This window comes from Coprobacter tertius (assembly GCF_024330105.1).
Lineage (GTDB): Bacteria > Bacteroidota > Bacteroidia > Bacteroidales > Coprobacteraceae > Coprobacter > Coprobacter tertius.
This window is the reverse complement of record NZ_JANDHW010000001.1, coordinates 199,635-222,971: the sequence shown is the minus strand read 5'-3', so window position 1 is coordinate 222,971 and position 23,337 is coordinate 199,635. Positions and strand designations below refer to the sequence as shown.

Annotated in this window: 19 protein-coding genes; 11 read left to right on the top strand and 8 right to left on the bottom strand. The window is 39.6% G+C overall.

Annotation, left to right across the window (positions count from 1 at the left end):
- The first annotated feature begins 181 nt into the window (after nucleotides 1-181).
- Together greA and NMU02_RS00825 are read left to right on the top strand one after the other, a co-directional pair.
- Entirely contained in the window at nucleotides 182-652 is a 471-nt protein-coding gene (greA, locus tag NMU02_RS00830; protein ID WP_255025167.1) for a transcription elongation factor GreA, read from the top strand.
- 162 nt (nucleotides 653-814) lie between these two features.
- Nucleotides 815-1,210: an HIT family protein gene (locus tag NMU02_RS00825; RefSeq protein ID WP_255025166.1), complete on the top strand. Its 396-nt coding sequence runs from the start codon at nucleotides 815-817 to the stop codon at nucleotides 1,208-1,210.
- A gap of 3 nt (nucleotides 1,211-1,213) precedes the next feature.
- Here the strand turns inward: NMU02_RS00825 and NMU02_RS00820 are convergent, their stop codons facing one another.
- From NMU02_RS00820 to aroQ, 5 genes are all read right to left on the bottom strand, one after another.
- The gene (locus NMU02_RS00820) at nucleotides 1,214-2,434 is read right to left on the bottom strand and encodes an FtsX-like permease family protein (RefSeq protein WP_255025165.1); all 1,221 of its coding nucleotides are present in this window, start codon (nucleotides 2,432-2,434) and stop codon (nucleotides 1,214-1,216) included.
- A 15-nt stretch (nucleotides 2,435-2,449) separates the two neighbouring features.
- Entirely contained in the window at nucleotides 2,450-2,785 is a 336-nt protein-coding gene (gene rbfA, locus NMU02_RS00815) for a 30S ribosome-binding factor RbfA (RefSeq protein ID WP_255025164.1), read from the bottom strand.
- Nucleotides 2,786-2,896: 111 nt separating this feature from the next.
- Nucleotides 2,897-3,526 (bottom strand): O-methyltransferase, encoded by a 630-nt coding sequence (locus tag NMU02_RS00810; RefSeq protein WP_255025163.1) that lies wholly within the window; start codon nucleotides 3,524-3,526, stop codon nucleotides 2,897-2,899.
- Between the two features lie 4 nt (nucleotides 3,527-3,530).
- The gene (pyk, locus tag NMU02_RS00805; protein ID WP_255025162.1) at nucleotides 3,531-4,997 is read right to left on the bottom strand and encodes a pyruvate kinase; all 1,467 of its coding nucleotides are present in this window, start codon (nucleotides 4,995-4,997) and stop codon (nucleotides 3,531-3,533) included.
- 38 nt (nucleotides 4,998-5,035) lie between these two features.
- Nucleotides 5,036-5,458, bottom strand: coding sequence for a type II 3-dehydroquinate dehydratase (gene aroQ / locus NMU02_RS00800; protein WP_255025161.1), 423 nt, complete (start codon nucleotides 5,456-5,458; stop codon nucleotides 5,036-5,038).
- Between the two features lie 140 nt (nucleotides 5,459-5,598).
- On the opposite strand from aroQ, the gene xerD reads away from it, so the two are divergent.
- The 4 genes from xerD to NMU02_RS00780 all read left to right on the top strand — a co-directional run bounded on the left by xerD (nucleotide 5,599) and on the right by NMU02_RS00780 (nucleotide 12,511).
- Nucleotides 5,599-6,510 (top strand): site-specific tyrosine recombinase XerD, encoded by a 912-nt coding sequence (gene xerD / locus NMU02_RS00795; protein ID WP_255025160.1) that lies wholly within the window; start codon nucleotides 5,599-5,601, stop codon nucleotides 6,508-6,510.
- A 306-nt stretch (nucleotides 6,511-6,816) separates the two neighbouring features.
- A complete protein-coding gene (locus tag NMU02_RS00790) occupies nucleotides 6,817-8,496 on the top strand; it encodes a tetratricopeptide repeat protein (protein WP_255025159.1) in 1,680 nt (559 codons plus the stop codon).
- Nucleotides 8,497-8,636: 140 nt separating this feature from the next.
- Nucleotides 8,637-10,055, top strand: a complete 1,419-nt coding sequence (gene ahcY / locus NMU02_RS00785) for an adenosylhomocysteinase (RefSeq protein WP_255025157.1) — start codon at nucleotides 8,637-8,639, stop codon at nucleotides 10,053-10,055.
- Nucleotides 10,056-10,069: 14 nt separating this feature from the next.
- Nucleotides 10,070-12,511, top strand: a complete 2,442-nt coding sequence (locus NMU02_RS00780; RefSeq protein ID WP_255025156.1) for a glycosyltransferase family protein — start codon at nucleotides 10,070-10,072, stop codon at nucleotides 12,509-12,511.
- A gap of 167 nt (nucleotides 12,512-12,678) precedes the next feature.
- On the opposite strand, the gene NMU02_RS00775 is transcribed toward NMU02_RS00780, so the two are convergent.
- Nucleotides 12,679-15,318 (bottom strand): zinc-dependent metalloprotease, encoded by a 2,640-nt coding sequence (locus NMU02_RS00775; protein ID WP_255025444.1) that lies wholly within the window; start codon nucleotides 15,316-15,318, stop codon nucleotides 12,679-12,681.
- 311 nt (nucleotides 15,319-15,629) lie between these two features.
- Between NMU02_RS00775 and NMU02_RS00770 the strand changes: the two genes are divergently transcribed.
- Nucleotides 15,630-16,433: a DUF5672 family protein gene (locus tag NMU02_RS00770; RefSeq protein WP_255025155.1), complete on the top strand. Its 804-nt coding sequence runs from the start codon at nucleotides 15,630-15,632 to the stop codon at nucleotides 16,431-16,433.
- 26 nt (nucleotides 16,434-16,459) lie between these two features.
- Nucleotides 16,460-17,341: a glycosyltransferase gene (locus NMU02_RS00765; RefSeq protein WP_255025154.1), complete on the top strand. Its 882-nt coding sequence runs from the start codon at nucleotides 16,460-16,462 to the stop codon at nucleotides 17,339-17,341.
- 8 nt (nucleotides 17,342-17,349) lie between these two features.
- On the opposite strand, the gene NMU02_RS00760 is transcribed toward NMU02_RS00765, so the two are convergent.
- On the bottom strand, nucleotides 17,350-18,561 hold the full coding sequence (locus tag NMU02_RS00760) for a glycosyltransferase family 4 protein (protein ID WP_255025443.1): 1,212 nt from the start codon (nucleotides 18,559-18,561) through the stop codon (nucleotides 17,350-17,352).
- A gap of 151 nt (nucleotides 18,562-18,712) precedes the next feature.
- A complete protein-coding gene (locus NMU02_RS00755; RefSeq protein ID WP_255025153.1) occupies nucleotides 18,713-19,360 on the bottom strand; it encodes a ribonuclease H1 domain-containing protein in 648 nt (215 codons plus the stop codon).
- A 96-nt stretch (nucleotides 19,361-19,456) separates the two neighbouring features.
- On the opposite strand from NMU02_RS00755, the gene NMU02_RS00750 reads away from it, so the two are divergent.
- The 3 genes from NMU02_RS00750 to NMU02_RS00740 all read left to right on the top strand — a co-directional run bounded on the left by NMU02_RS00750 (nucleotide 19,457) and on the right by NMU02_RS00740 (nucleotide 23,333).
- Nucleotides 19,457-19,996, top strand: coding sequence for a shikimate kinase (locus NMU02_RS00750; protein ID WP_255025152.1), 540 nt, complete (start codon nucleotides 19,457-19,459; stop codon nucleotides 19,994-19,996).
- A gap of 83 nt (nucleotides 19,997-20,079) precedes the next feature.
- Nucleotides 20,080-21,279, top strand: a complete 1,200-nt coding sequence (locus tag NMU02_RS00745) for an alanine dehydrogenase (protein ID WP_255025151.1) — start codon at nucleotides 20,080-20,082, stop codon at nucleotides 21,277-21,279.
- A gap of 203 nt (nucleotides 21,280-21,482) precedes the next feature.
- A complete protein-coding gene (locus tag NMU02_RS00740; RefSeq protein WP_255025150.1) occupies nucleotides 21,483-23,333 on the top strand; it encodes a 2-oxoacid:acceptor oxidoreductase subunit alpha in 1,851 nt (616 codons plus the stop codon).
- The last annotated feature ends 4 nt before the right edge of the window (nucleotides 23,334-23,337 follow it).

Genomic DNA, 23,337 nt, shown 5'->3' with positions numbered 1-23,337 from the left:
ATAAATAAATATTTTATACATAGAAGTTTAGAAAGTTTCCCTTTTTATTTGGCAAGTAAAAAAAAGAAATTATCTTTGCAATAGTGAAAACACAAAAAGGAGTTCCGGCTGGGCAACCAGCGGGAATTCTTTTTTGTTTATAAGAGACGAACAAACTAAAAAAACTATAGGAGACTAAATTATGGCAATCAGTTACATGACCGAAGAAGGTTATAAGAAGATGATGGAAGAGATAGCGTATCTCGAAACGGTAAAACGAGCTGAAATATCAAGACAAATAGCCGAAGCACGAGACAAAGGCGATCTTTCTGAAAACGCAGAATACGATGCGGCAAAAGAAGCTCAGGGAATGCTCGAAATGAAAATATCCCAATTAAAAGATAAGGTAGCCAACGCTAGACTGATCGATGATTCGAAACTGAACACACATACCGTTCAGATACTGAATAAAGTGAAAATAAAAAACACGAAGAATAACGCTACCATGGAATACATGCTGGTTTCTGAAAGCGAAGCTAATTTGAAAGAAGGAAAAATCGCCGTAAATACTCCTATAGGAAAAGGACTATTAGGTAAAAAAGTAGGCGATGTAGTAGAAATACAAGTACCATCGGGAGTGATGACATTCGAAGTAATCGATATCTCGATATAAACATACAAGCGACCACAGTCTCACCAACGGCTGCTCCGGTCGCTTTTATTTTTTAGAAGAATATTAAAATCTCTCTTTTCCTCCTATAGTTAAACGGAAAGAGAGATTTTTTTATATTTTTGCCTTTAAGTTTTTATTTTATAAATTATAATTACAGAGACTATGCCTACAATATTCAGCCGTATCGTTGCGGGAGAGATTCCCAGTTATAAAGTCGCAGAAAACGACCGTTATTACGCATTCCTCGATATCAATCCTGTCGTAAAAGGACATACACTCGTTATCCCGAAACATGAGGGAGATTATTTATTCGACATGGAAGATGAAGATCTGGCATCTTTCACTCTATTTGCCAAAAAAGTAGCGAAGGCCATCGAGAAAGCGATTCCCTGCAAACGCGTGGGAATAGCTGTTATGGGATTAGAAGTTCCTCATACCCACATACACCTGATTCCCATAAATAAAGAATCGGATATGTATTTTTCGAAAGAAAAACTCTCTCTCGCCCCGGAAGAAATGAAACGGATTGCAGACGCGATCTCCGCCAAAATGGAATAGAATTTACAACAATTTTTTCCGTAAGTACTTAACCGGATACCAGGCAGCCAGAAAACCAAGTATTGCAACGACAAGAAGCACTGCAACCGAATCGATCCATTCTATTTTAACAGGATAGGAGTCGACTACGAAAGCGCCGGCAGTTTGTCCCAAACGCAACAACCCGAATTCTTGTTGCAGAAAACACAGCAGTATTCCCACGGCAAGACCGAGACCTGCACCTATAGCCGAAATCAACCAGCCTTCTGTTAAAAATATACGGGATATCAACTTGTCATCGGCACCCATACTTTGCAGTGTTTTTATATCGTCTTTCTTATCGATAATCAACATCGATAACGAACCGATTACATTAAATGTCGCAATCATTAAAATAAATGCTAAAATAAGGAATGTCATCCATTTCTCGATCTGCATCATTCTAAACGAAGTTTCTTGCTGCTGCATACGATCTTTTACGACAAATCCTATACCCAAACGACTCTGTAATTTATCGATAAATGCTTTTTCATTTACTCCATCGACAAGTTTAATCTCGATTGCTGAAGCTTCAGTCTTATAATCGAGTATTTCTCTCGCAAAATCTAAAGGGACAATGGCGACCTGATCGTCATATTCGGGCTGATTAACACTGAAAACAGCTGTGGTAAAAAGAGTTCCCTCGTTAAAAGATGCAGCCGGATTGGCCATATTCACTTTTCCTTTACGACGAGGGGCATACACTTTTAATGGATGCAGGTAATGCGCTCCTGCTTCGAGACGATTAGCAACCCCTACTCCTATGGTAGCATATCTGACAATAGAATCTCGAAGCATAAACTCACCATCGAGCAAAATACGGTCGATTTGGGTAAGCTTTCCGAAATTATCGGGCACCCCCTTCATTAACGCAGGCATCTGTTTGTCTCGGTAAACAAGCAATACGTTTTCTTCAAGTACAGGGGACCATTCTTCGATTTCAGGCCATTTTTCGACTTCACCAAAAACCGGTTGAGAGGTATCGAATGTTTTCCCTTTTACCAACTCGATTTTTACTTGTGGATCGAGAGTCGAATACAACGATGCGATTAAATCCTGAAATCCGTTATATACCGATAACGTACAAATAAGCGCCATCGTGGTAATAGCCACACCACATACCGAAACGATCGATATGGTATTGATAGCACTATGTGATTTCTTCGAAAACAAATAACGCCGCGCAATGGTAAAAGAAAGTCCCATTATCTCAATTTCGGGTTATTTATTGAGCAGTGAATCGATATTTTCGATATAATCGAGCGAATCATCGAGAAAGAACATCAATTCGGGAGTTTTACGCAACTGAAACCTAACTCGCTGAGCCAGCTCGTAACGAATACTTTTTGCATTGGATCGTATCGATTCTAATATATCGGCACTCTTTTCTGGAGGAAAGATACTAAGATAAACCTTAGCCACACTCAAATCGGGACTCACCCGCACGACACTCACCGATATCAACGTACCGTGTGTTTTGCGGGTCTCATTCAAAAAAATGTCGCTCAAATCTTTCTGCAGCAACCGACCGATTTTACTTTGTCTCGTCGTTTCCATATTTATCTGTTTTTTATATACTCCTTTTAGAAGAATAACTTAGGATAAAAAATCTATAACACTTTGTTCAAGATACGAACTTTCTGTGTATAACGATCATTTTATCTGATTTTATTTTTTCCGGATCAGGGTTAAACCATCCCTCAACGGAAGTATTACTTTTTCAACCCGGTCATCGGCAGCCACCAAATCGTTAAAACGCAAAATTCCTTTCGTTTGGGGATCATGAGCTTTAGAATCAATAACTTTTCCGTCCCACAAGGTATTGTCGGCAAGTATAAACCCACCCGGTTTTACTTTATCGAAAACTAAATGGTAATAATCGATATAATGTCGTTTATCGGCATCGATAAATACCATATCGAATATACGGTCTATCGAAGGAACGACTTCCATAGCATCTCCGATATGAAAATAAATACGGTCTTTATAAGGGGATCGTTCGAAGTATGACCGAGTAAAATCTTCTACCTCATCATCGGCTTCGACCGTATGGAGTTCACTGTCATCCTCCATTCCTTCAGCCATACACAATGCCGAATATCCGGTAAACGTACCTAATTCGAGTACATACTTAGGAGAAATCATACGACACAACATTTTAAGAATTCGCCCCTGTAAATGGCCCGATAACATGCGTGGCCTAAGCATATTTACATGCGTGTCACGATTAAGTTTACGAAGCAATTCACCCTCTGCATCACTATGCGCAAGTATATAATCTTCTATCTCATCCGTCATAATCTTACCGGTCGCTTTCTTCGAGATTGGGAAGCACGTAATGTTTATAATCAGCCAATACTTTACCTACTGAATTTATTTCGAGGAAAGTAGAGCCGCCACCTTCACCAAAAGCTCCACCGACATAGGCAATAAGATCTTCCCGGGTAAGCCATCCCCGCTCGATCAGCAAATTAAGCCCCCGGAAAAGATATTCTCTCGAAGTTCGAGTCTCATGCTGAAACATCGGGTACACTCCATACGAAAGGGATAATTCACGCATCGTACGTTCGCGATAACATATAGCCAGTACCGGATATTTGCCTCTGTATGCAGCTACATAACGAGCGGTACGACCCGTATAACTGTCGGTTATAATCGCTTTAGTTCCCAATTTTACAGAGGATTTTACAGCCTGCTTAGCTAAAAACGAAGTAACATCGAGACCTACCTCCGGAGTAATTACACGAATATCATTATCTGATAGCTTGGTTTTTTCGGCTTCTTCGGCAACTTTCGACATTGTCGCAATCGCTTCTACCGGATATTTCCCGTATGCCGTCTCACCACTTAGCATAAGGGCATCGGTACGGTAATATATCGCATTTGCAATATCTGTAACCTCGGCCCGGGTAGGACGCGGATTTTTTATCATGGAATGCAACATCTGGGTAGCGACAATAACCGGTTTCTTAGCCTGAATACACTTCTTAATGAGTATTCGCTGTATCCCCGGTATTTTTTCCTGAGGAACTTCTATACCCAAGTCACCACGGGCAATCATGACGCCATAAGCCACTTCGATAATTTCATCGATGTTATCTACTCCTTCTTGATTTTCGATTTTTGCAATAATCTTGATATCACTATTATTAGCATCGAGAATTTTTTGTATATCGAGGACATCATGTTTATTCCTTACAAACGAGTGTGCAATAAAATCGATATTATGTTCGATCGCAAACATAATATTTCTTTTATCTTTTTCGGTAAGCGAAGGTAAATTAATACGTACTCCCGGCACATTTACACTTTTGCGCGAGCCCAATTCACCCTCATTCTGGGCTTCACAAAGCAAGTAATCGGAATGTTTCTCGATTACTCTAAACTCTATCTCGCCATCATCAATAAGAATATGGCTTCCCAAAGACAAGTCGTTTACAAAATTGGGATAAGATATAGCTATACATTCTTTGGTCGTGGGAATATCGGGATTTCCTACCATTTTTACAATATCACCCGAAACAAATGTTACACGACCTTCGTTTTCTATAGTCGTCGTTCGCATTTCGGGGCCTTTAGTATCCATAAGAATTCCTATCTTATTAGAAACCGCACGAACATTATTTATTATTTTATTAAAACCATCGGCTGTCAGATGGGCCGAATTCATTCGCACCACATTCATACCGTTCTCATAAAGCGCACGAACGAAATCGACATCACATCTGAGATCAGAAACTGTGGCTACAATCTTGGTGTGTTTAGACATATTATTTCTTATATTGATATCTTATTTTTACCTGTTACTTACAAACTACCGACAAGCGACTCAACCGCTAAACGATAAGAATCGAGGCCGAAACCGATAATCGAACCTTTGCATGCTGCGGCAATCATCGAAACATGCCTGTAAGTTTCTCTATTGTGGATATTTGAAATATGGACCTCGATAACAGGAGCCGGAACTGCCCTTATCGCATCGGAAATAGCTATTGAAGTATGTGTATATGCCCCGGCATTAAGAATGATACCATCGATATCGAACCCGACCCGATGTATTTCATCGATAATAAAACCCTCTACATTGGACTGAAAATACCGAAGGTTATGTTGGGGATAACATTCTCGAAGCCGATCGAGATAATTTTCGAATGAAGACTCGCCATACACACTTTTCTCTCGTTTCCCTAATAAATTAAGATTTGGACCATTGATTATTAGTATATTCATAAAATAACAATCTTTTTAGTATCTTTGTAAAACGGAATAGCTCCCCTGGTTGTTCGTAAACAAAACATTATAATCGTATTCGTACAGGGCAAGTTTCGTTGCAAAATTAATAAAAAAAACGGAATATATCCCACAAATCGATGTCACTAAAAAAAGAGAACATATTGAATGAATATATTTCATTTCTGAAACTCGAAAAAGGGTTGTCGGACAATACGATAAACGGTTATCTGCTCGATTTGCAAAAACTTATCACCTTTATAGGATCGGGAATATTAAACACCGAGACCATAGAAAAAACTGATATACACCAATTTATCTACCAATTACAAGACACCGGAATACACCCTCGTTCTCAAGCCCGTATTTTATCGGGAATAAAATCGTTTTACCGATTTCTCATTACACAGGAATACATCGACCATGACCCGACCGAACTTATCGAAGGTCCAAAACTCGGCCTACACCTTCCTGAAATTCTCAGTGTAACCGAAATCGATCGCCTCAGCAGCTCTTTCGACATGTCGTTACCAGAAAGTCAGCGTAACCGGGCAATCATTGAGGTCCTATATGGATGCGGACTGCGAGTATCGGAATTAATCGGATTGAAAATCTCCCAAATATTTGCTAAAGAAGAGTTTATCATTGTCGAAGGAAAAGGGGACAAACAAAGGCTGGTACCAATTTCACAAAGAGCCCTACAAGAAATAAACCTTTATCTCGAAGACCGTAAACACCTGAATATAAAAAAAGGCGACGAAGATATTCTTTTTCTCAATCGGCGCGGTGGTCATCTGACCCGAGTCATGATTTTTTACATCATAAAGAAACAATGTGAAATATGCGGCATAAAGAAAAAAATAAGCCCGCATACCTTACGCCATTCATTCGCTACACATTTACTCGAAGGCGGTGCCAATTTAAGAGCTATACAACAAATGCTGGGACACGAAAGCATTACAACCACCGAAGTATATGTACATCTCGATAAAGAATTCATTCGCAGCGAAATTCTCAACCACCATCCCCGAAATATGAAAGGCAAGCAGTAACGACACCTACTGCGCTTGTTTAACAATTAACATAATAAAATTTATTTTTATACTTTTATAATAAATTCTTTGATATATGCAAAAGCATGAATATTGATTTAATTTTTTTAAACACATCAGCCCTGCAAATTCGCAGGTTACGGAAGCCAGACTATCATACTTTTAACTATATTTGTAACGGTAATTTATTCTCATTATGCAAAGATGCTCTAAACAGGCGCTTTTTTTAGTGGAAAATACTTGGAATGAAAAATTAATATTATTTTTGCGACACGAAAGAAGAAGTATAACCAAATAACAATTATTATGAACAAGAAACTTTATTTACCCTTATTATTAGCCTTTATGGTAGCATTTGTAGGGTGTAAAAAAATGGGGGCACTCTCTCCCGATTATTTTACCGTTACTCCCAATCCTTTGGAAGTGATCGGTGGTGAGGTTCCGGCAACAATTACCGGTAATTTCCCCGAAAAGTATTTCAAGAAAAAAGCTACTGTTACAGTAACTCCTTATCTGGTATACGAAGGTGGCGAAACAGCTGGTACTTCTTATACATATCAGGGAGAGAAAGTAGTAGGTAATAACCAAACTATTTCTTACAAAATGGGTGGTAACATTACGATGAAAACTACTTTTAAATATATCCCGGCTATGAGAAAATCGGATTTATATCTTGATTTCACGGTTAAAAGCGGGTCCAAATCATATCAGCTTCCGCGTGTAAAAGTCGCTGAAGGTGTTATTTCTACAGCTGAAATTTGCGATCCCAATGCTTTAACTCCAGCCTTAGCTGCAGATAAATTCCAACGTATTATCAAAGAAAACTATCAGGCCGACATTATGTTCCTCATCCAACAAGCTAACTTGCGCAGCAGCGAGCTGAACAGCAACCAGATGAAGGATTACCAAAACAATGTTAAAGCCGCTGCTGAAGCTCCCAACAAAAAAATCACCGGTGTAAACATTTCTTCTTATGCTTCTCCTGACGGTGGAATGGAATTAAACACTAAACTGGCACAAGCTCGTGAAGATAATACAACAAAATATCTGAAACAACAGATGAAAAAAGATGCTGTAAATGCTGACCTTACCGGTGAATTTACAGCTGAAGACTGGGAAGGTTTCAAAGAATTGGTTGAAAAATCGAATATTCAAGATAAAGATCTTATCCTCCGCGTTTTGTCAATGTACAAAGATCCGGAACAAAGAGAACGTGAAATCAAAAACATGTCTTCTACATTTAAAATTCTCGCCGAAGAGATTCTTCCTAAACTGCGTTATTCAAGAATTACAGCTTCTATCGATGTTATCGGAAAATCGGATGCTGAAATCAGCAAACTAGCTGCTTCCGATCCTAAATCTCTTTCGGTAGATGAACTGTTGTATGCTGCAACTCTGACGAACTCTCTTTCTGAAAAAGAATCTATTTATAAGAAAGCTACCGAAATTTATCCGAACGACTACCGCGGTTATAACAACGTAGGTTTGATTTGTTTCGAAAAAGGCGATATCAATGCTGCTGAAAACTGGTTTAACAAAGCAAATAAGATCGCTCCCAATACCCCGGAAGTACAGATGAATTTAGGCTTGATCGAATTGACTAAAGACGAATTCGCAAAAGCTGAACAGGCATTCGGTAAATCAGCTGGTTCTGAAGGTTTGAACGAAGCTCTGGGTGTATTATATCTGCAAAGAGGCGAATATGCCAAAGCCGCTCGTGCTTTTGGCGACGCAAAGAGCAACAATGCTGCTTTGGCTCAGATACTTACCAAAGATTACAACAAAGCTAAAAATACTTTGGCTGGCGTAAGCGAACCCAATGCTACGACTTATTATCTGATGGCTGTAATCGGTGCACGCACCAACAACGAAAAAGCTGTTACAGATAATTTGAACAAAGCAATCAAGCTCGACAGCAACATGGCTAAACAAGCTGCTACCGATCTTGAATTTGCAAAATACGATATCTCGTCTATTGCGAAATAATAAAGATTATCGAAATACCGAAAGGCGCACTTTTAAAAAGTGCGCCTTTTTTCATGTCCTTTATTCATAGCGAGAGCCTTATTATTCATTAAAAATTAGTAAGTTTGCAATCAGATAAAAACAAGCAAGATATAATCGCTATGACAGAACAATTATTTTCTGCTCTACCCTATAAAGTAGCAGATATCACTTTAGCTGATTTCGGACGAAAAGAAATCGAATTAGCCGAGAAGGAAATGCCCGGTCTTATGGCTCTGCGAGAAAAATACGGCCAAGAAAAACCATTGAAAGGTGCACGTATCATGGGTTCGCTGCACATGACCATACAAACAGCTGTACTTATCGAAACCCTTGTCGCTTTAGGTGCTGATGTAAGATGGGTAAGCTGCAATATATATTCTACACAAGACCATGCTGCAGCTGCCATGGCGAAAGCGGGAATCCCAGTTTTTGCATGGAAAGGAGAAACCCTCGAGGATTACTGGTGGTGCACTTTGCAAGCTCTCCGATTCCCCGGAGGCAAAGGTCCGAATCTCATCGTAGATGACGGAGGCGACGCTACACTTATGATTCACCTGGGATATGAAGCCGAAAAAGATTCATCGATCTTAGATCGTAATGCCGATACCGAAGATGAAATCGAATTACTGAAGATATTAAAAAACGTAATGTCGGAAGACAATTCAGTCTGGACCCGTATGGTACCAGAAATAAAAGGAGTATCTGAAGAAACGACTACAGGTGTACACCGGTTATATCAGATGATGGACGAGGGTAAGTTATTATTCCCCGCCTTTAATGTAAACGACTCGGTAACAAAATCGAAATTCGATAATCTTTACGGTTGCCGGGAATCATTAGCCGACGGAATAAAACGTGCTACAGATATTATGATTGCCGGTAAAGTCGTGGTCGTATGCGGATACGGGGACGTAGGCAAAGGCTGTGCCCACTCGATGCGTTCGTACGGAGCCCGGGTACTCATTACCGAAATAGACCCTATTTGCGCATTACAAGCATCGATGGAAGGATTTGAAGTAACAACGGTAGAAAAAGCACTTTCCGAAGGAGATATTTATGTAACGACAACCGGTAATTGCGATATTATACGTATCGAACACATGGAGAAAATGAAATCGGGTGCAATTGTTTGTAATATCGGCCATTTCGATAACGAAATACAGGTAGATAAACTAAAAAAATACCCCGGAATACGTTGTCGGAATATCAAACCTCAGGTCGATCAATATTTTTTCCCTCAAGGACATTCTATTTTATTATTGGCCGATGGCCGTCTGGTAAATCTGGGCTGCGCAACAGGCCATCCTTCGTTTGTAATGAGCAATTCATTCACCAACCAAACCCTTGCTCAAAAAGAACTTTATACTAAAAAATACGAAGTAGGAGTTTACCGTTTACCTAAAGTTTTAGATGAAGAGGTGGCTCGCCTACATCTCGAAAAACTCGGGGTAGAACTTACCGTTCTCACAGATAAACAAGCCGCATATATAGGTGTTCCCAAAAACGGGCCCTATAAAGCAGATCATTATCATTATTAATATTGCATTCTGTTATGAGAAAATTAAATTTAAAAAAAGCATTACCTTATATCGGGTCGATATTATTTATGGTATTGCTCTCTTACATCTACTTTGCGCCCGAAATTTTCGAAGGAAAGGTTCTTCTTCAGGATGATATGAAACAAGGCATAGCAATCGGACAAGAAGGACTCGCTTTTAAAGAACAAACGGGAGAGACTACCCGCTGGACAAATTCTATCTTTTCGGGAATGCCCAATTTTCAGATATCACCGAGTTATCCCAATAATTCGGTTCTGAATGTAATCGGAAATGCGTTCCATTTATGGATCAACTCACCGGCATCACTTTTATTTATGATGATGTTGGGATTCTTTATACTTTTACTTTCACTTCGTACAAAATGGTATCTGGCTCTTATTGGAGCTATTGCCTATACTTTCTCATCCTATTTTTTTATTATCATCGCCGCAGGACATATCTGGAAATTCGTAACTTTGGTATATATCCCTCCTACGATAGCAGGTATCGTATTGGCTTACCGCGGAAAATATTTGTGGGGAGGAGTGATAGCCGCATTATTCGGAGCTATGCAAATCGTCTCGAATCATATTCAAATGAGCTATTATTTCCTTTTCGTAATTGCTGCAATAGTAATCGCCTATTTTATAGAAGCCTGGCGTAAACAGGAACTTCCCCGTTTCTTCAAAGCAAGCGGTGTGCTAATTATTGCAGCTGTATTAGCAGTAGGTGCAAATCTTCCGAACCTTTATCATACTTATGAATATTCAAAAGAGACCATGCGGGGACAATCGGAACTTGCTCCAGCACATCAGGAAGGCGGTGCAAAAACAGGTCTCGATACCGAATACATTACACAATGGAGTTACGGAATCGGCGAAACATGGACATTACTGATACCGAACGCTAAAGGTGGAGCTTCGGGTTACTTGGGAAACAATAAAGAGGCTATGAAAGACGTAAAAACAGATATACGCCAATATGTAGCCGAAATGAACCAATACTGGGGAGACCAGCCCGGAACGTCTGGACCTGTTTATGTAGGCGCTCTTGTCGCGTTTTTCTTCATATTGGGATGCTTTATTGTAAAAGGCCCGTTCAAATGGGCTCTTTTAGCCGCAACAATACTTTCACTTCTACTTTCATGGGGTAAAAACTTCCTGCCGATAACCCAATGGTTCATCGATTATTTTCCGATGTATAATAAATTCCGTACGGTATCGAGTATTCTTGTTATTGCAGAATTCTGTATCCCCTTACTGGCTATTCTGGCACTGAAAGAGCTGATACAAAACCCGTCGATCATTAAAACACAAAAGAAAACTATCGGTATATCTTTTGCTATTACAGGCGGTTTCGCATTATTATTCGCCATCTTTCCGTCTCTGTTTTTCTCATTCTTCAGTGCATATGAGAAATCGTTTATGACCGAACATCCGGAATTTGGTGAAATATTTGCCAGTCTCGAAACCGTACGTATCGGTATTTTCAGTGCCGATGCCTGGAGAAGTTTCTTTATTATAACTCTCGGTACAGCTATACTTTTATTATATGGTTACGGAAAACTGGGAAAAACGACATTTATCGTATTCACGGGTATTATTATTTTAAGCGATATGTATTCGGTAGATAAACGTTATCTCAACAGTGACAATTTCGTCCCGGAACGGAAAATAAAAGATCCTTTCCCAATGACAGAAGCAGATCGTATCATTTTAGAAGACAAAGATCCCAATTATAGGGTATATAACCTTACGGTTTCCTCTTTTCAAGACGCATCTACATCGTACCGGCACAAATCGATAGGAGGTTATCATGCTGCAAAACTGAGGCGTTATGACGACTTAATCAAATATCAGCTCGCAAATAATAATCGCCATGTCATTAATATGCTGAATACTCGCTACCTCATTGTACCGGGTAACAAAGAAACGGGTCCGCAGGTAATAAAAAATCCTGACGCAGCCGGAAATGCATGGTTTGTTTCAGATATCAAATGGGTAAACGACGCACAAGAAGAAATGAATGCTCTTACCGATTTCGATGAAAAGAAAACAGCGATTATAGATAAACACTTTGCAAATATCATCGATAAAAATATAACCCCTCCGGCTCCCGGTGACACGATTTATCTCACTTCGTATAAGCCAAACGAACTGCGTTATAAATCGAACAGCTCTAAAGGCGGATTAGCGGTTTTCTCTGAAATTTATTTCCCTTGGGGATGGCAAATTTCAATCGACGGGAAACCGGCTCAAATGGCCCGGGTAAATTACGTATTAAGAGCTATGGAAATACCGGCCGGGCAACACGAAATTATTTTCCGTTTCGATCCCGTTTCGGTAAAAGTCACTACCGGAATAGCTATCGGATGCATTACACTTATCTTATTGCTGGGCATATGGGCTCTTATCGATGTAATCAGAAGAAAACCCGGAATAGCAGAAGAAGAGTAAATTTTAATTCTATTTTATAACATATTATTTCGATGAAAAGGGATAAGGCCAATGTTCTTATCCTTTTTTTATAAAAAGGAAATCAATTTCAGAAAAACCGATAATACAAAATTCCCCTGTTATCAGAAATCTGATAACAGGGGAAAAACCTCTAATAAACTCTACTTTTATTTCGTCAGGCCCAAGCCTGTTTCAATACGTAAAATAACATCTTTATAATGATATTTGGCAGCGATATCAGCAGTAGAGGACAATCTCGATTTCAACAAATCGAGTATACGCAATAATTCACCTCGCTTTACCGAGACCGCATCGGAAGTTCGATTAGACTGACCGCTGTAAAAATTTACAACACGACCGCCTGCCGCCTTATCTTCATCCAGATGAAAATTGCAACACCAAGCTGTAGGTTGCGATAGCAAATGTAGCTTAGGCGCTTCTTTTGTAGTTGCTTCTTCTTGCGCTGCAATCAGTAGTGCATCGACAAATCCCTTCTGCAATTCCCGCTCATTAGCATCCGGAATTCCCCCTCGCTGTGTAACACCGAAAATATGTTTATGCATCATATCGAGCATCTCGATAGCAGTAAATGCATGCTTTCCATTTTGTTTCTCATTCTCCAGCATCCGAACGATGCGGTTATTCGATAAGAGATCCCAGAAAAGATACCCTTGTGCATTTTTAAGTACGAACGAAGGAGAATTTTCAATGTTTCCCAATACCGAAGAAACCTGTATCGGATAGGTATACTTATTGATATCAGCTTTCAATAACCATTCGGGATTTGAAAAAACTTCATCTAAAAGAAATTGCAATGCCTCTTTCTGCCGTTTTTTCTCAACGAAAGTATAAGTTTGCTGGCCATCGCCCACTTCGGTATTATCGAGATACATCCCTCCTACATTCGAAAGTACATGATATAAATAATTATTCCATTGTCCGATGACTCCGTTATACAATTTACCGGCATCGGTATAGGTTTGACCTCTTTCTCCGGTAGTCGTCCAAGCAATCAACTTCGGCATAATTCTTTTCAGATTCGCCATCCCGTAACGCGCGGCTTTTACATTATCATCGCCAAGGTCTTCTATCATCGCCCGGGGATCGCTGGCATCACGCATCGGCTGAGCGTCGGCATACCGGTACAATTTTCCTTTATGGTCATTCAAAAACTCATATAAAACTTCTTTTTCTTCCGCCGGAGATTCGACATTATACCAACGATAACCATACTCGATAGCAAAAATATCGTAAGGTCCGATATGCGGAGCCAAATCCTTTATACCGTCACCCGGTTGCGCAACATAATTATAACGTGCATAATCCATAATAGAAGATGCCGTAGATTTCATTTTTTCAGTAAAGCTTTTCGAGCGTAAAGAATCTGTCGGATAGGCAGCAGAGGCCATCATATTATGACGCAACCCAAGAGAATGACCAATCTCATGGCAAGCTACAAAACGCATCGCATCACCCATAAGACTATCGGGAAGTATAGGCTGACCAGCTGCCGGATTTACAGCACCTGTCTGAATAGTTATCCATTGTTTAAGCACTGCAATTACATTATGCCACCATATCACATCAGCTTCGATAATTTCACCCGAACGCGGATCGGTTATCGAGGGTCCCATAGCATTGGACATCTCGGAAGCGACATAATTGATAACCGAATAATTAATATCATCGTCATCGGGGACCGTATCGGAAAGCTCACGCGCTACAATCGCATTTTTAAACCCGGCTTTCTCAAAAGCAACCTGCCAGTCTTCAACACCCTGCTTAATATATTTACGCCACTGTACCGGAGTCGTCCGATCGATATAAAATATAATCGGACGCGCAGGCTCTACCAATTCACCCCTTAAATAAGCGTCCCGATCTTCGGGACGTGGTTCGAGACGCCACCGGGTAATAAGTTCCCGTTTTGATACTCGTTGTTGTTTGTCGCTATATTCGAGACGAGGAACCGAAAAATACCCTACCTTAGGACTCGTATAACGTCCCACCATCGGTTTTTCAGGCAGAACAACGATCGAAGAACTTACTTCGGCAGTAAGGTTAGTTACCTCGTTAAACTCTTTTACATTAGCCGTAAGTTCAGAAATAACAGCTACATTATTATCGAAAGCTTTTACCTTTACAATGCGCGAAAGATCTTTATTCACCGAAGAAGATACATTTAGATTAGGAAAAAATCTGTTTAAAGCCGATTCTCCATTATAAACATCATTTATTTTTACCACGAAAGAAGTCGAGTCGGCATTATAGGCATCTATTTTAAAAGAAAACATCAGAGGATCGATATAATTATCCTCTACAGAGAGACCGATAACGTCCTTAGGCGGATATACCGGCCGGGGCTGAACTTCTCTTACAAGTAATTTATTCCCGGCTTTATCCCACTCGAACCGTATAATTTCAGTTTGATAATTTATCCCTTTATTAATCCCTGCCTTATTGATCTCAGCCGGTACTTTCCTTAACTTGTTCACCACAAGCATATCACGACCGATTAGAGAATCGGGTATTTCGAAATAATAATCGTTTTTTTTCTGATGCACTTTGAAAAGGCCACTTTGAGAAATTGTACCCTCACCTACAATATTATTATAATCTTTCAACGATTTATTTTCTTCTTTCTCCTGATTCCCGGCCTCTTCCTGAGCCTTTTTCTTACGTTTCTTTTTAAACAGTTTCAATGTATTTTCCTGCGGAGTTTCTTGCCCTGCAAAAACATCGTATGGCACAGTAGTCCCCAAAAAAGCAAACACTATCCCCAACAAGAAATACTTGTTTCTCTTCATCATCATAATAAACCTGTTTTTGTATTGTGTGTATAATATAGCAAACCTATAATCCGGAAAAGGCCGGAAAAGCGGATACAAAGATAACAAAAAGAGAGTCATAAGCCCGACTCCTTTCATACATTTTACCATTCTGACAGGATAATTCCTTACAATAAAACAGTTTTTTGCCAACAAGAACGACATTGTAACATTTTTCTACAATACAACCAGAAAAACAGCGGATAGACATAGGTTTTAAACCGTTAAGGGTTAAATATTTTCATATAAATTCGCTACATTTGCATTCCGGATACTAATTCAACCATCCCATGCAACCCGATAAACTGGTAAAAATCATTATTCCGATATATACGACAACTCTAAAACAAGAAGAATGGAGTTCGATCGACCGTTGCTTTTCTTTATTGGGGAAAAAATACGAAATTGCCTTCGCCGTACCGGAAGGTCTCGATATAGAACTATTGCACAGACGATATCAGAATTTTTCTGTTCACCCTTTTACTCCATCCTTTTTTAAAGGACTGGAAGGATATAACCAGATGATGCTCTCTCCTGAATTTTACAAATCCTTTCTCGATTACGAGTATATTCTCATTTACCAAACCGATGCCTATGTTTTTAAAGACGACCTTTCGGCTTGGTGCCTGAAAGGTTACGATTATATCGGCGCTCCGTGGATACCGAAAAAAAAATATATGAAATGGTATTATCACCTATATTTCAACCTAAAAAAAATATATAATCACTTATTCGGAGCATCTGATTATACCCGTCTTTTTTATAAAGTAGGCAACGGAGGATTTTCTTTAAGAAGAGTAAGTAAGTTTTATGACATCTCGCTTACTGATAAAGAAACCATCTCGCTATACTTATCGCAGTGCCACCGAAACCGTTTCAACGAAGATGTATTTTGGGGAATTGAAGTAAATAATCGCGAACACAGGCTCCATATACCTTCATGGAGAGAAGCACTTGCCTTTTCCTTCGACAAATTACCCGAAGATGCTTTTGTATTACACGGGAAACAACTGCCTTTTGGATGTCATGGATGGAATAAACCGGCGATGCGCAATTTCTGGAAAAATATAATACCTGTGTCAACTGATAAATAACTTAGAAAAATGTATCTTTATTATATATGATTACGATAATTACCTGTTCGATACATCCCGAAAAAAAAGTAGCTCTCGAGCAAAATATCGCCAGTACCATAGGCATTCCGTATGAATTTATCGGATTCGATAACCGGGAAACCGCTTACGGAATTACTAAAGTATATAACCAATGCGCATCGGAAGCGCGATATGATTATTTATGTTTCGTTCATGAAGACATACAGTTCGATACACAAAATTGGGGAAAAATCATTATCGGTAAATTACAGGAAAAAGATTGCGGAGTCATTGGTTTTGCAGGATCGGCCGTGAAACCGAGAGCGATCTCAGGATGGGGATCGATACCTGAATATACACGTTTTCATTACATTCAGCACCAGAAAGGCAAAAAACCTTATGTTTGTAAAAAAGGGGCTGATGAAAACGAATTTTCACAAGTAATCGTATTAGATGGAATGTGCCTTTTCTCGACAAAGAAAGTATGGCAAGATTGTCGGTTCGATGAAACGACTTTCCCTGGATTTCACCTATACGACCTCGACTTTTCATTGCAAGTCGCTCTCAAATACAAAAACTATGTTTGTAACTCGGTTATGATCGAGCATTTTTCGGATGGAGCTTATAATCCGGGCTGGTTAAAAGGGACACTCGACTTTCATGAGAAATGGGGAAACATATTGCCTGTGTATGTAAACCGCCCCAATGAAAAAACCGTAAACAAACACGAGCGATTCTCTTCTTATCATTTTGCTCGTTTTCTCATTCGGAAAAATACAGGAGATAAAGATTTAATTAAAAAATATATATCGGATTTCAGCCAAAAGTACCCTTTTTCTTTTCGGAACTTGAAATTATACTTTCATTATCTGAGAAAATACAAGTTAGGGATAGGAAAAAATTACTAATAAACTCGTTACCTGTTGTCAGCGACCAATTTACCGTAAGTATAAGGTACTGTTTGAATATCTTCCGGCACAATAGATGGTGATTTCTCCGACAAAAAACATTTACTATAAACCTTGTTCATTTGATCGGCCAATACGTCTTCATTGAAACGTCTTAAGTAAATATTTCCTTCTGAAACCATTTCTTCACGTAGTTCCTCATCGCTTATAACACGATTTATAGCGTCAGACATACCCTGTACATCATCTGGATTTACATATAACGAATGCTCGCCACCAGCTTCTTCAAGACATGATCCGGTTGCAGCTATAACCGGCAGCTGTGAATGCATTGCCTCGATAATGGGAATACCAAAACCCTCAAAACGAGAAGGATAAACAAATAATTCTGCTAATTGGTAAACTGCCGGAAGATCGACATGCGGTAAATCATGTATAAGGTGGAATCTGTTTTCGAGATTGTTCAGGCGTGCATATTCAAGCAGCTCATCTACATAAGCCGTACGACGTCCTACAGCCACTAAGTGAATCTCCTCGGGAACATTTTTAAGAGCTTTCAGAGCCAGCATCAGATTTTTCCGGGTTTCGATACTACCCACATTCAATATAAACCGATCAGGCAAGGCGTATTTCTCACGCACCTGTTTTTTTACCTCATCACTTACCATTACCGAATATTGTGCACCACAACCTTGATACACAACATCTATTTTACTTTCGGGTATATTGTAAAAATGCATTATATCACGTTTCGTACACTCACTGATAGCGACAATACGATTTGCGACTTGGCAGGCATACCGAAATTTAAAATTATAAATTTTACGGTCGATAGAATGATAATATTCGGGATATCTTAAAAAAATAAGATCATGTATGGTAACGACACTCTTTATACCTGTTTTATGTATTCCGATCGGAAGTTCGTTACTTAAACCATGATAAAGTTGTACACCTTGCTTCAATAAATCCTTTTTAATGAAAAAGGAACGCCATAACGAAGAAAAACGTTTCATCGTTGAAGAATGAGGTAATTCAGAACGAACATTCGCATGTTTCAACAGCTTTTCGTACGAACTATTATTCTTTTTCTTCGGAATAAACAAACGATACCTATGTCCTTCCTGATAAGTGGCCATTATATCTACCATGAAACGGCTGTAATTGCCCAATCCGGTATGGTTAGCGATAGCCCGTTTCGCATCTAAACCTATTATCATCTTTTGCAGATTAAATCGTTTTTTCTTCTTTTTTTTCGTTCGATTCTTTTTCATAAAATCTCATATTAATTAGATGCAAAAAAGATACGGTTTGCTGCATACTCAATAACAATAAAAATAAAAATTATAGAAAGGACCACCCGTTTAAATATTATTTACGGCCAAAATCAGCAGGAATTTCGCCCCACTTACGCGTTTCCCATTTTAATAACGGAGTAGTATATGTATTTGTTTCGAGCCATTTTTCAGCTCTTTCTATAAGATCGAAAATCGGAGAGTTACGTTCATTGCGTTGCAATTTCGTCTTACATTTTTTATTTTTCACCCACAATAAAGCATTAGCACTATCTGAATAAATCGGTAACGAACTATTTTTCTTTTTTAATAAAGCTAAGCCATGTACAATTGCCAAAAATTCGCCAATATTATTTGTTCCTTCAGGGAAAGGACCTATACGAAATATTTCCTGACGAGTAGGTACATATACTCCCCGATACTCCATATCTCCCGGATTACCGCTACAAGCAGCGTCTACAGCGATACTATCGACAATGTAAGGAGATCGGCTACTTGCTTCCGCTACAGTATTTACCTGATGCATAGCCTGCGCTACACGATTGAGGATACCAAGGTGATCTTCCGGTTTTCCACGAAAAGCCCTCACCGCAGCTTCTTTCGAATCGAAACTCTTGTATTTGGCGCCTTTCACATTCTCGACCTGCAAACGACATTCCTCCCAGGTATCATATATTCCAGGAGCCAATCCTTCCCAAACGACATAGTATTTATACTTCTCCATACAGGCATTTCTACATGACAAAACACAAATTTAGCGTTTTTTATTCAGCCGGGAGATAAAATAGCGTATTTTTGCACTATCGTTATTTCTAAAAAAATGAAGAGGATTTTTTTAATTGGATATATGGGTGCCGGCAAAACGACACTCGGTAAACAGCTTGCCGAGAAACTGAATTATGAGTTTATCGACCTCGACCATTACATAGAAAACCGGTACCGTAAAACGGTAGGCTCTATTTTTGAAGAAAAAGGAGAAGACGGTTTTCGCAAAATCGAGCATAATATGCTGCATGAAGCCGGTGAATTCGATAATGTTATAATCGCAACGGGAGGAGGGGCTCCCTGCTTTTACAACAACATAGAATATATGAATACTCAAGGAATTACCATATACCTTAAAACCTCTCCTCTGACACTACACCAAAGATTAAAAGTTGCCCGTAACTCCCGGCCTTTACTACGAGATAAAACCGAAGAAGAACTGCTTACTTACATTTGTGATAATATTGAACGCCGGTCTTGCCATTACGAGAAAGCCTCTCTCATTTTCAACGCCGACCACCTCGATTCCTATCAAGATATCGAGCAGGCTACTAATGCATTGATAACCCTGATAAGAAAAACAGGATATTTATAACAAGAATACGGATATTTTTGAAGTATATCACGCTGGTTTTTCATTTAAATTTTATATCTTCGTATTTAATGCCTTGTTTTTTAATGAAAGACCGTATTTTACATATGACACAAGAAGGATTATGCCCGCAGGAACAATTATGCGAAATCTGTAAAAATGCCGAATCGTTATGTATCGGACTCCCTAAGGAAGGTTACAAAAAAGAAAAAAGGTTTCCTCTTACCCCTGAGGCAGTCGCTATTTTAACAAAAGCAGGCATACATGTGATCATAGAATCACAAGCAGGAATCAGTATTAATTATTCCGACTTATTATATGCCGAATCAGGAGCAGAAATTACCGATGAAAAGGCAATGGTCTTTCAAGCTGATATTATTTTAAAAATCACTCCCATTACTGTAGAAGAAGCCAATCTTATAAAACCGGGTGCAACCGTCGTATCTTTATTTCAACCACAATACCAAAACGGGGAAGCCATACAAGTTCTATTACAAAAACGAATTGTTGCTATGGCTTTTGACGAAATAACAGATGAAGAAAATCATCGTATTTTTGCTGATATTCTCGATGAAATAGACGGAAGAGCCGCAATGGTGACCGCTTCTTATCTTCTCAGCAATTCGTCGGGAGGAAAAGGTATTTTAATGGGTGGTATTCCAGGCATCGCACCGGCAGAGGTGGTAATTCTGGGTGCAGGACTTGCCGGTAGGGCTGCCGCCATTTCGGCTTTAGGACAAGGAGCCATGGTACGCCTTTTCGACAATAATGTACCGAGACTCAGAAATGCGTCAGATCTACTCGGAACGCATATTTTTACTTCCACACTTCATCCGAAAGTATTAAAGCATGCTCTCGAAGCGGCAGATGTAGTAATCGGGACATCCTGCGATACGCAATTTATATTGCCCGAGGAAGAAATTAAAAAAATGAAAAAAGGGGCGTTATTGATCGATCTTTGCATCGGAAAAGGAGGTTGTTTCGAAACTTCGAACTGTCCCAACAGCCCGCAAGATAAAATATTCGAAAAATTCGAGATACTTCATTATTGTCTTTCCAGTATCGGATCATCAGTGGCACGCACCGCATCAATGGCTTTAAGTAATTTATTCTTACCGATATTACTCGATATAGCCGATAAAAACGGAATAGCCAACAAAATTAAAACCGACCCAGGATTTCGAAGAGCCATTTATCTACTCAACGGCAAAGTCGTTAACCGAGAAATTGCACAGCGCTTTAACCTCCCATTCTGCGATATAGCCCTCTTTATTGCAATTTTCTGATTTTCATTAAAAAAAGCCACTTAAATTACCGCATAAAATTGGCAGAATACGTAAAATTTTGTTTCTTTGCACCATTACCAAATGGAACAAATTCTAAATATTCATACATCGGATCTTATATTCATCGTGTATCAAAAATGTCGCTTTGCGCAAGTATGATACATATAAGGAATAATGTAACTTCAAGCTTAATTAATATTAATATGACACAAAAAACACAAGTTAAGGATTTAGAAAAAGTGGTAGTACGTTTTACCGGTGACTCCGGTGACGGTATGCAACTTGCCGGAAATCTTTTTTCTAATGTTTCGGCTGCTATCGGAAACGAAATTTCCACATTTCCCGATTATCCCGCTGAAATCAGAGCGCCACAAGGCACTTTAGGCGGAGTATCGGGCTTTCAGGTGCATATCGGAAAAGGCGTTTATACCCCAGGTGATCAAGCCGATGTTTTAGTAGCCATGAATCCAGCTGCACTGAAGACCAACGCGAAATTTGCCAAATCAAATGCCGTTGTCATATTCGATACCGATTCTTTTCAGAAAAGCGATCTCGAAAAAGCAGCTTTCACAACGAATGATCCGTTTAATGAACTCGGGCTCAACAGCATACAACAAGTTCCTGTTGCTATTTCATCTCTGGTAAAAGAATCTTTAGCCGGATCGGGACTTGACAATAAAGCGATACTCAGGTGTAAAAATATGTTTGCTCTGGGCCTCGTCTGCTGGTTATTCGACCGTCCGGTCGACCAGGCGTCCCATTTGCTGAAGAATAAATTCGCTAAGAAACCGACTATCCTCGAAGCCAATATAAAGGTACTGACCGACGGGTATAACTACGGGAACAATATACATGCCTCGATATCTTCATGCCGTATAGAAACAGCAAACTCCTGCAAAGGTATATATACCGATATCAACGGAAATACAGCTACAGCTTACGGGCTGATTGCGGCTTCAGAAAAATCGGGATTACAGCTTTTTCTCGGAAGTTACCCCATAACACCGGCCAGTGAAATATTGCATGAATTGGCTAAAAGAAAAGATTTGGGCGTAAAAGTAGTACAAGCCGAAGACGAGATCGCCGGAGTATGTACCGCCATCGGGGCCAGTTTTGCAGGACGCTTAGCTGCAACCTCGACATCTGGTCCCGGATTAGCCTTAAAAAGTGAGGCTATCGGCTTAGCCGTCATGGCCGAATTACCGCTTGTGATCATAGATGTTCAACGAGGCGGTCCCTCGACAGGTCTTCCGACAAAAACTGAACAAACCGACTTACTACAAGCATTATATGGCCGAAACGGAGAAAGCCCCGTAGTAGTAGTTGCAGCCTCGACCCCGACAAACTGTTTCGATATGGCGTTCAATGCTTGTAAAATAGCTTTAGAGCATATGACACCTGTTATACTGCTGACCGACGGCTTCATCGCAAACGGTTCTTCCGCATGGCGCATCCCTGAAATGGAAGAATATCCCGAAATAAGGCCTAATTACGTAACAGCAGATCTTCTCGAAGACAACTGGAAACCTTACAAACGAGATCCGAAATCACATGTCCGCTACTGGGCGATACCCGGAACAGAAGGATTTATGCACCGACTGGGAGGATTAGAAAAAGACTTTACGACAAGTGCGATTTCTACAAATCCTGAAAATCACCAGAAGATGACCGATACCCGCCAAAACAAAATAGATTATATCGCGAATTGCATTCCCGAACTCGAATTATCAGGGAAAAACGATGCCGACCTTCTGGTCATAGGCTGGGGAGGGACTTACGGGCATCTTTATTCGGCCGTAGAAGAATTGAATAGCGAAGGATATAAAGTAGCATTAGCTCATTTCAACTATATCAATCCATTACCTCGCAATACAGCCGAAATATTGAAAAATTTCGGCAAAATAGTTGTTTGCGAACTCAATAACGGACAATTCCACACTTACCTCAGTTCAAAAATTCCAGGTCTGAGCGCATCGAAATATAACAAAGTACAAGGCCAACCATTTATGGTAAACGAACTGAAAGAACATTTTATTAAACTTATGGAGGAATAAAACA

What these genes read in the sequence shown, in the direction of transcription:
- NMU02_RS00760 (WP_255025443.1), bottom strand. Translation starts at nt 18,561, where the DNA reads ATGATAATAGGTTTAGATGCGAAACGGGCTATCGCTAACCATACCGGA.
- xerD (WP_255025160.1), top strand. Translation starts at nt 5,599, where the DNA reads ATGTCACTAAAAAAAGAGAACATATTGAATGAATATATTTCATTTCTG.
- ahcY (WP_255025157.1), top strand. Translation starts at nt 8,637, where the DNA reads ATGACAGAACAATTATTTTCTGCTCTACCCTATAAAGTAGCAGATATC.
- NMU02_RS00765 (WP_255025154.1), top strand. Translation starts at nt 16,460, where the DNA reads ATGATTACGATAATTACCTGTTCGATACATCCCGAAAAAAAAGTAGCT.
- NMU02_RS00820 (WP_255025165.1), bottom strand. Translation starts at nt 2,434, where the DNA reads ATGGGACTTTCTTTTACCATTGCGCGGCGTTATTTGTTTTCGAAGAAA.
- NMU02_RS00745 (WP_255025151.1), top strand. Translation starts at nt 20,080, where the DNA reads ATGAAAGACCGTATTTTACATATGACACAAGAAGGATTATGCCCGCAG.
- pyk (WP_255025162.1), bottom strand. Translation starts at nt 4,997, where the DNA reads ATGTCTAAACACACCAAGATTGTAGCCACAGTTTCTGATCTCAGATGT.
- NMU02_RS00825 (WP_255025166.1), top strand. Translation starts at nt 815, where the DNA reads ATGCCTACAATATTCAGCCGTATCGTTGCGGGAGAGATTCCCAGTTAT.
- greA (WP_255025167.1), top strand. Translation starts at nt 182, where the DNA reads ATGGCAATCAGTTACATGACCGAAGAAGGTTATAAGAAGATGATGGAA.
- NMU02_RS00750 (WP_255025152.1), top strand. Translation starts at nt 19,457, where the DNA reads ATGAAGAGGATTTTTTTAATTGGATATATGGGTGCCGGCAAAACGACA.
- NMU02_RS00790 (WP_255025159.1), top strand. Translation starts at nt 6,817, where the DNA reads ATGAACAAGAAACTTTATTTACCCTTATTATTAGCCTTTATGGTAGCA.
- aroQ (WP_255025161.1), bottom strand. Translation starts at nt 5,458, where the DNA reads ATGAATATACTAATAATCAATGGTCCAAATCTTAATTTATTAGGGAAA.
- NMU02_RS00770 (WP_255025155.1), top strand. Translation starts at nt 15,630, where the DNA reads ATGCAACCCGATAAACTGGTAAAAATCATTATTCCGATATATACGACA.
- NMU02_RS00755 (WP_255025153.1), bottom strand. Translation starts at nt 19,360, where the DNA reads ATGGAGAAGTATAAATACTATGTCGTTTGGGAAGGATTGGCTCCTGGA.
- NMU02_RS00810 (WP_255025163.1), bottom strand. Translation starts at nt 3,526, where the DNA reads ATGACGGATGAGATAGAAGATTATATACTTGCGCATAGTGATGCAGAG.
- NMU02_RS00740 (WP_255025150.1), top strand. Translation starts at nt 21,483, where the DNA reads ATGACACAAAAAACACAAGTTAAGGATTTAGAAAAAGTGGTAGTACGT.
- rbfA (WP_255025164.1), bottom strand. Translation starts at nt 2,785, where the DNA reads ATGGAAACGACGAGACAAAGTAAAATCGGTCGGTTGCTGCAGAAAGAT.
- NMU02_RS00775 (WP_255025444.1), bottom strand. Translation starts at nt 15,318, where the DNA reads ATGAAGAGAAACAAGTATTTCTTGTTGGGGATAGTGTTTGCTTTTTTG.
- NMU02_RS00780 (WP_255025156.1), top strand. Translation starts at nt 10,070, where the DNA reads ATGAGAAAATTAAATTTAAAAAAAGCATTACCTTATATCGGGTCGATA.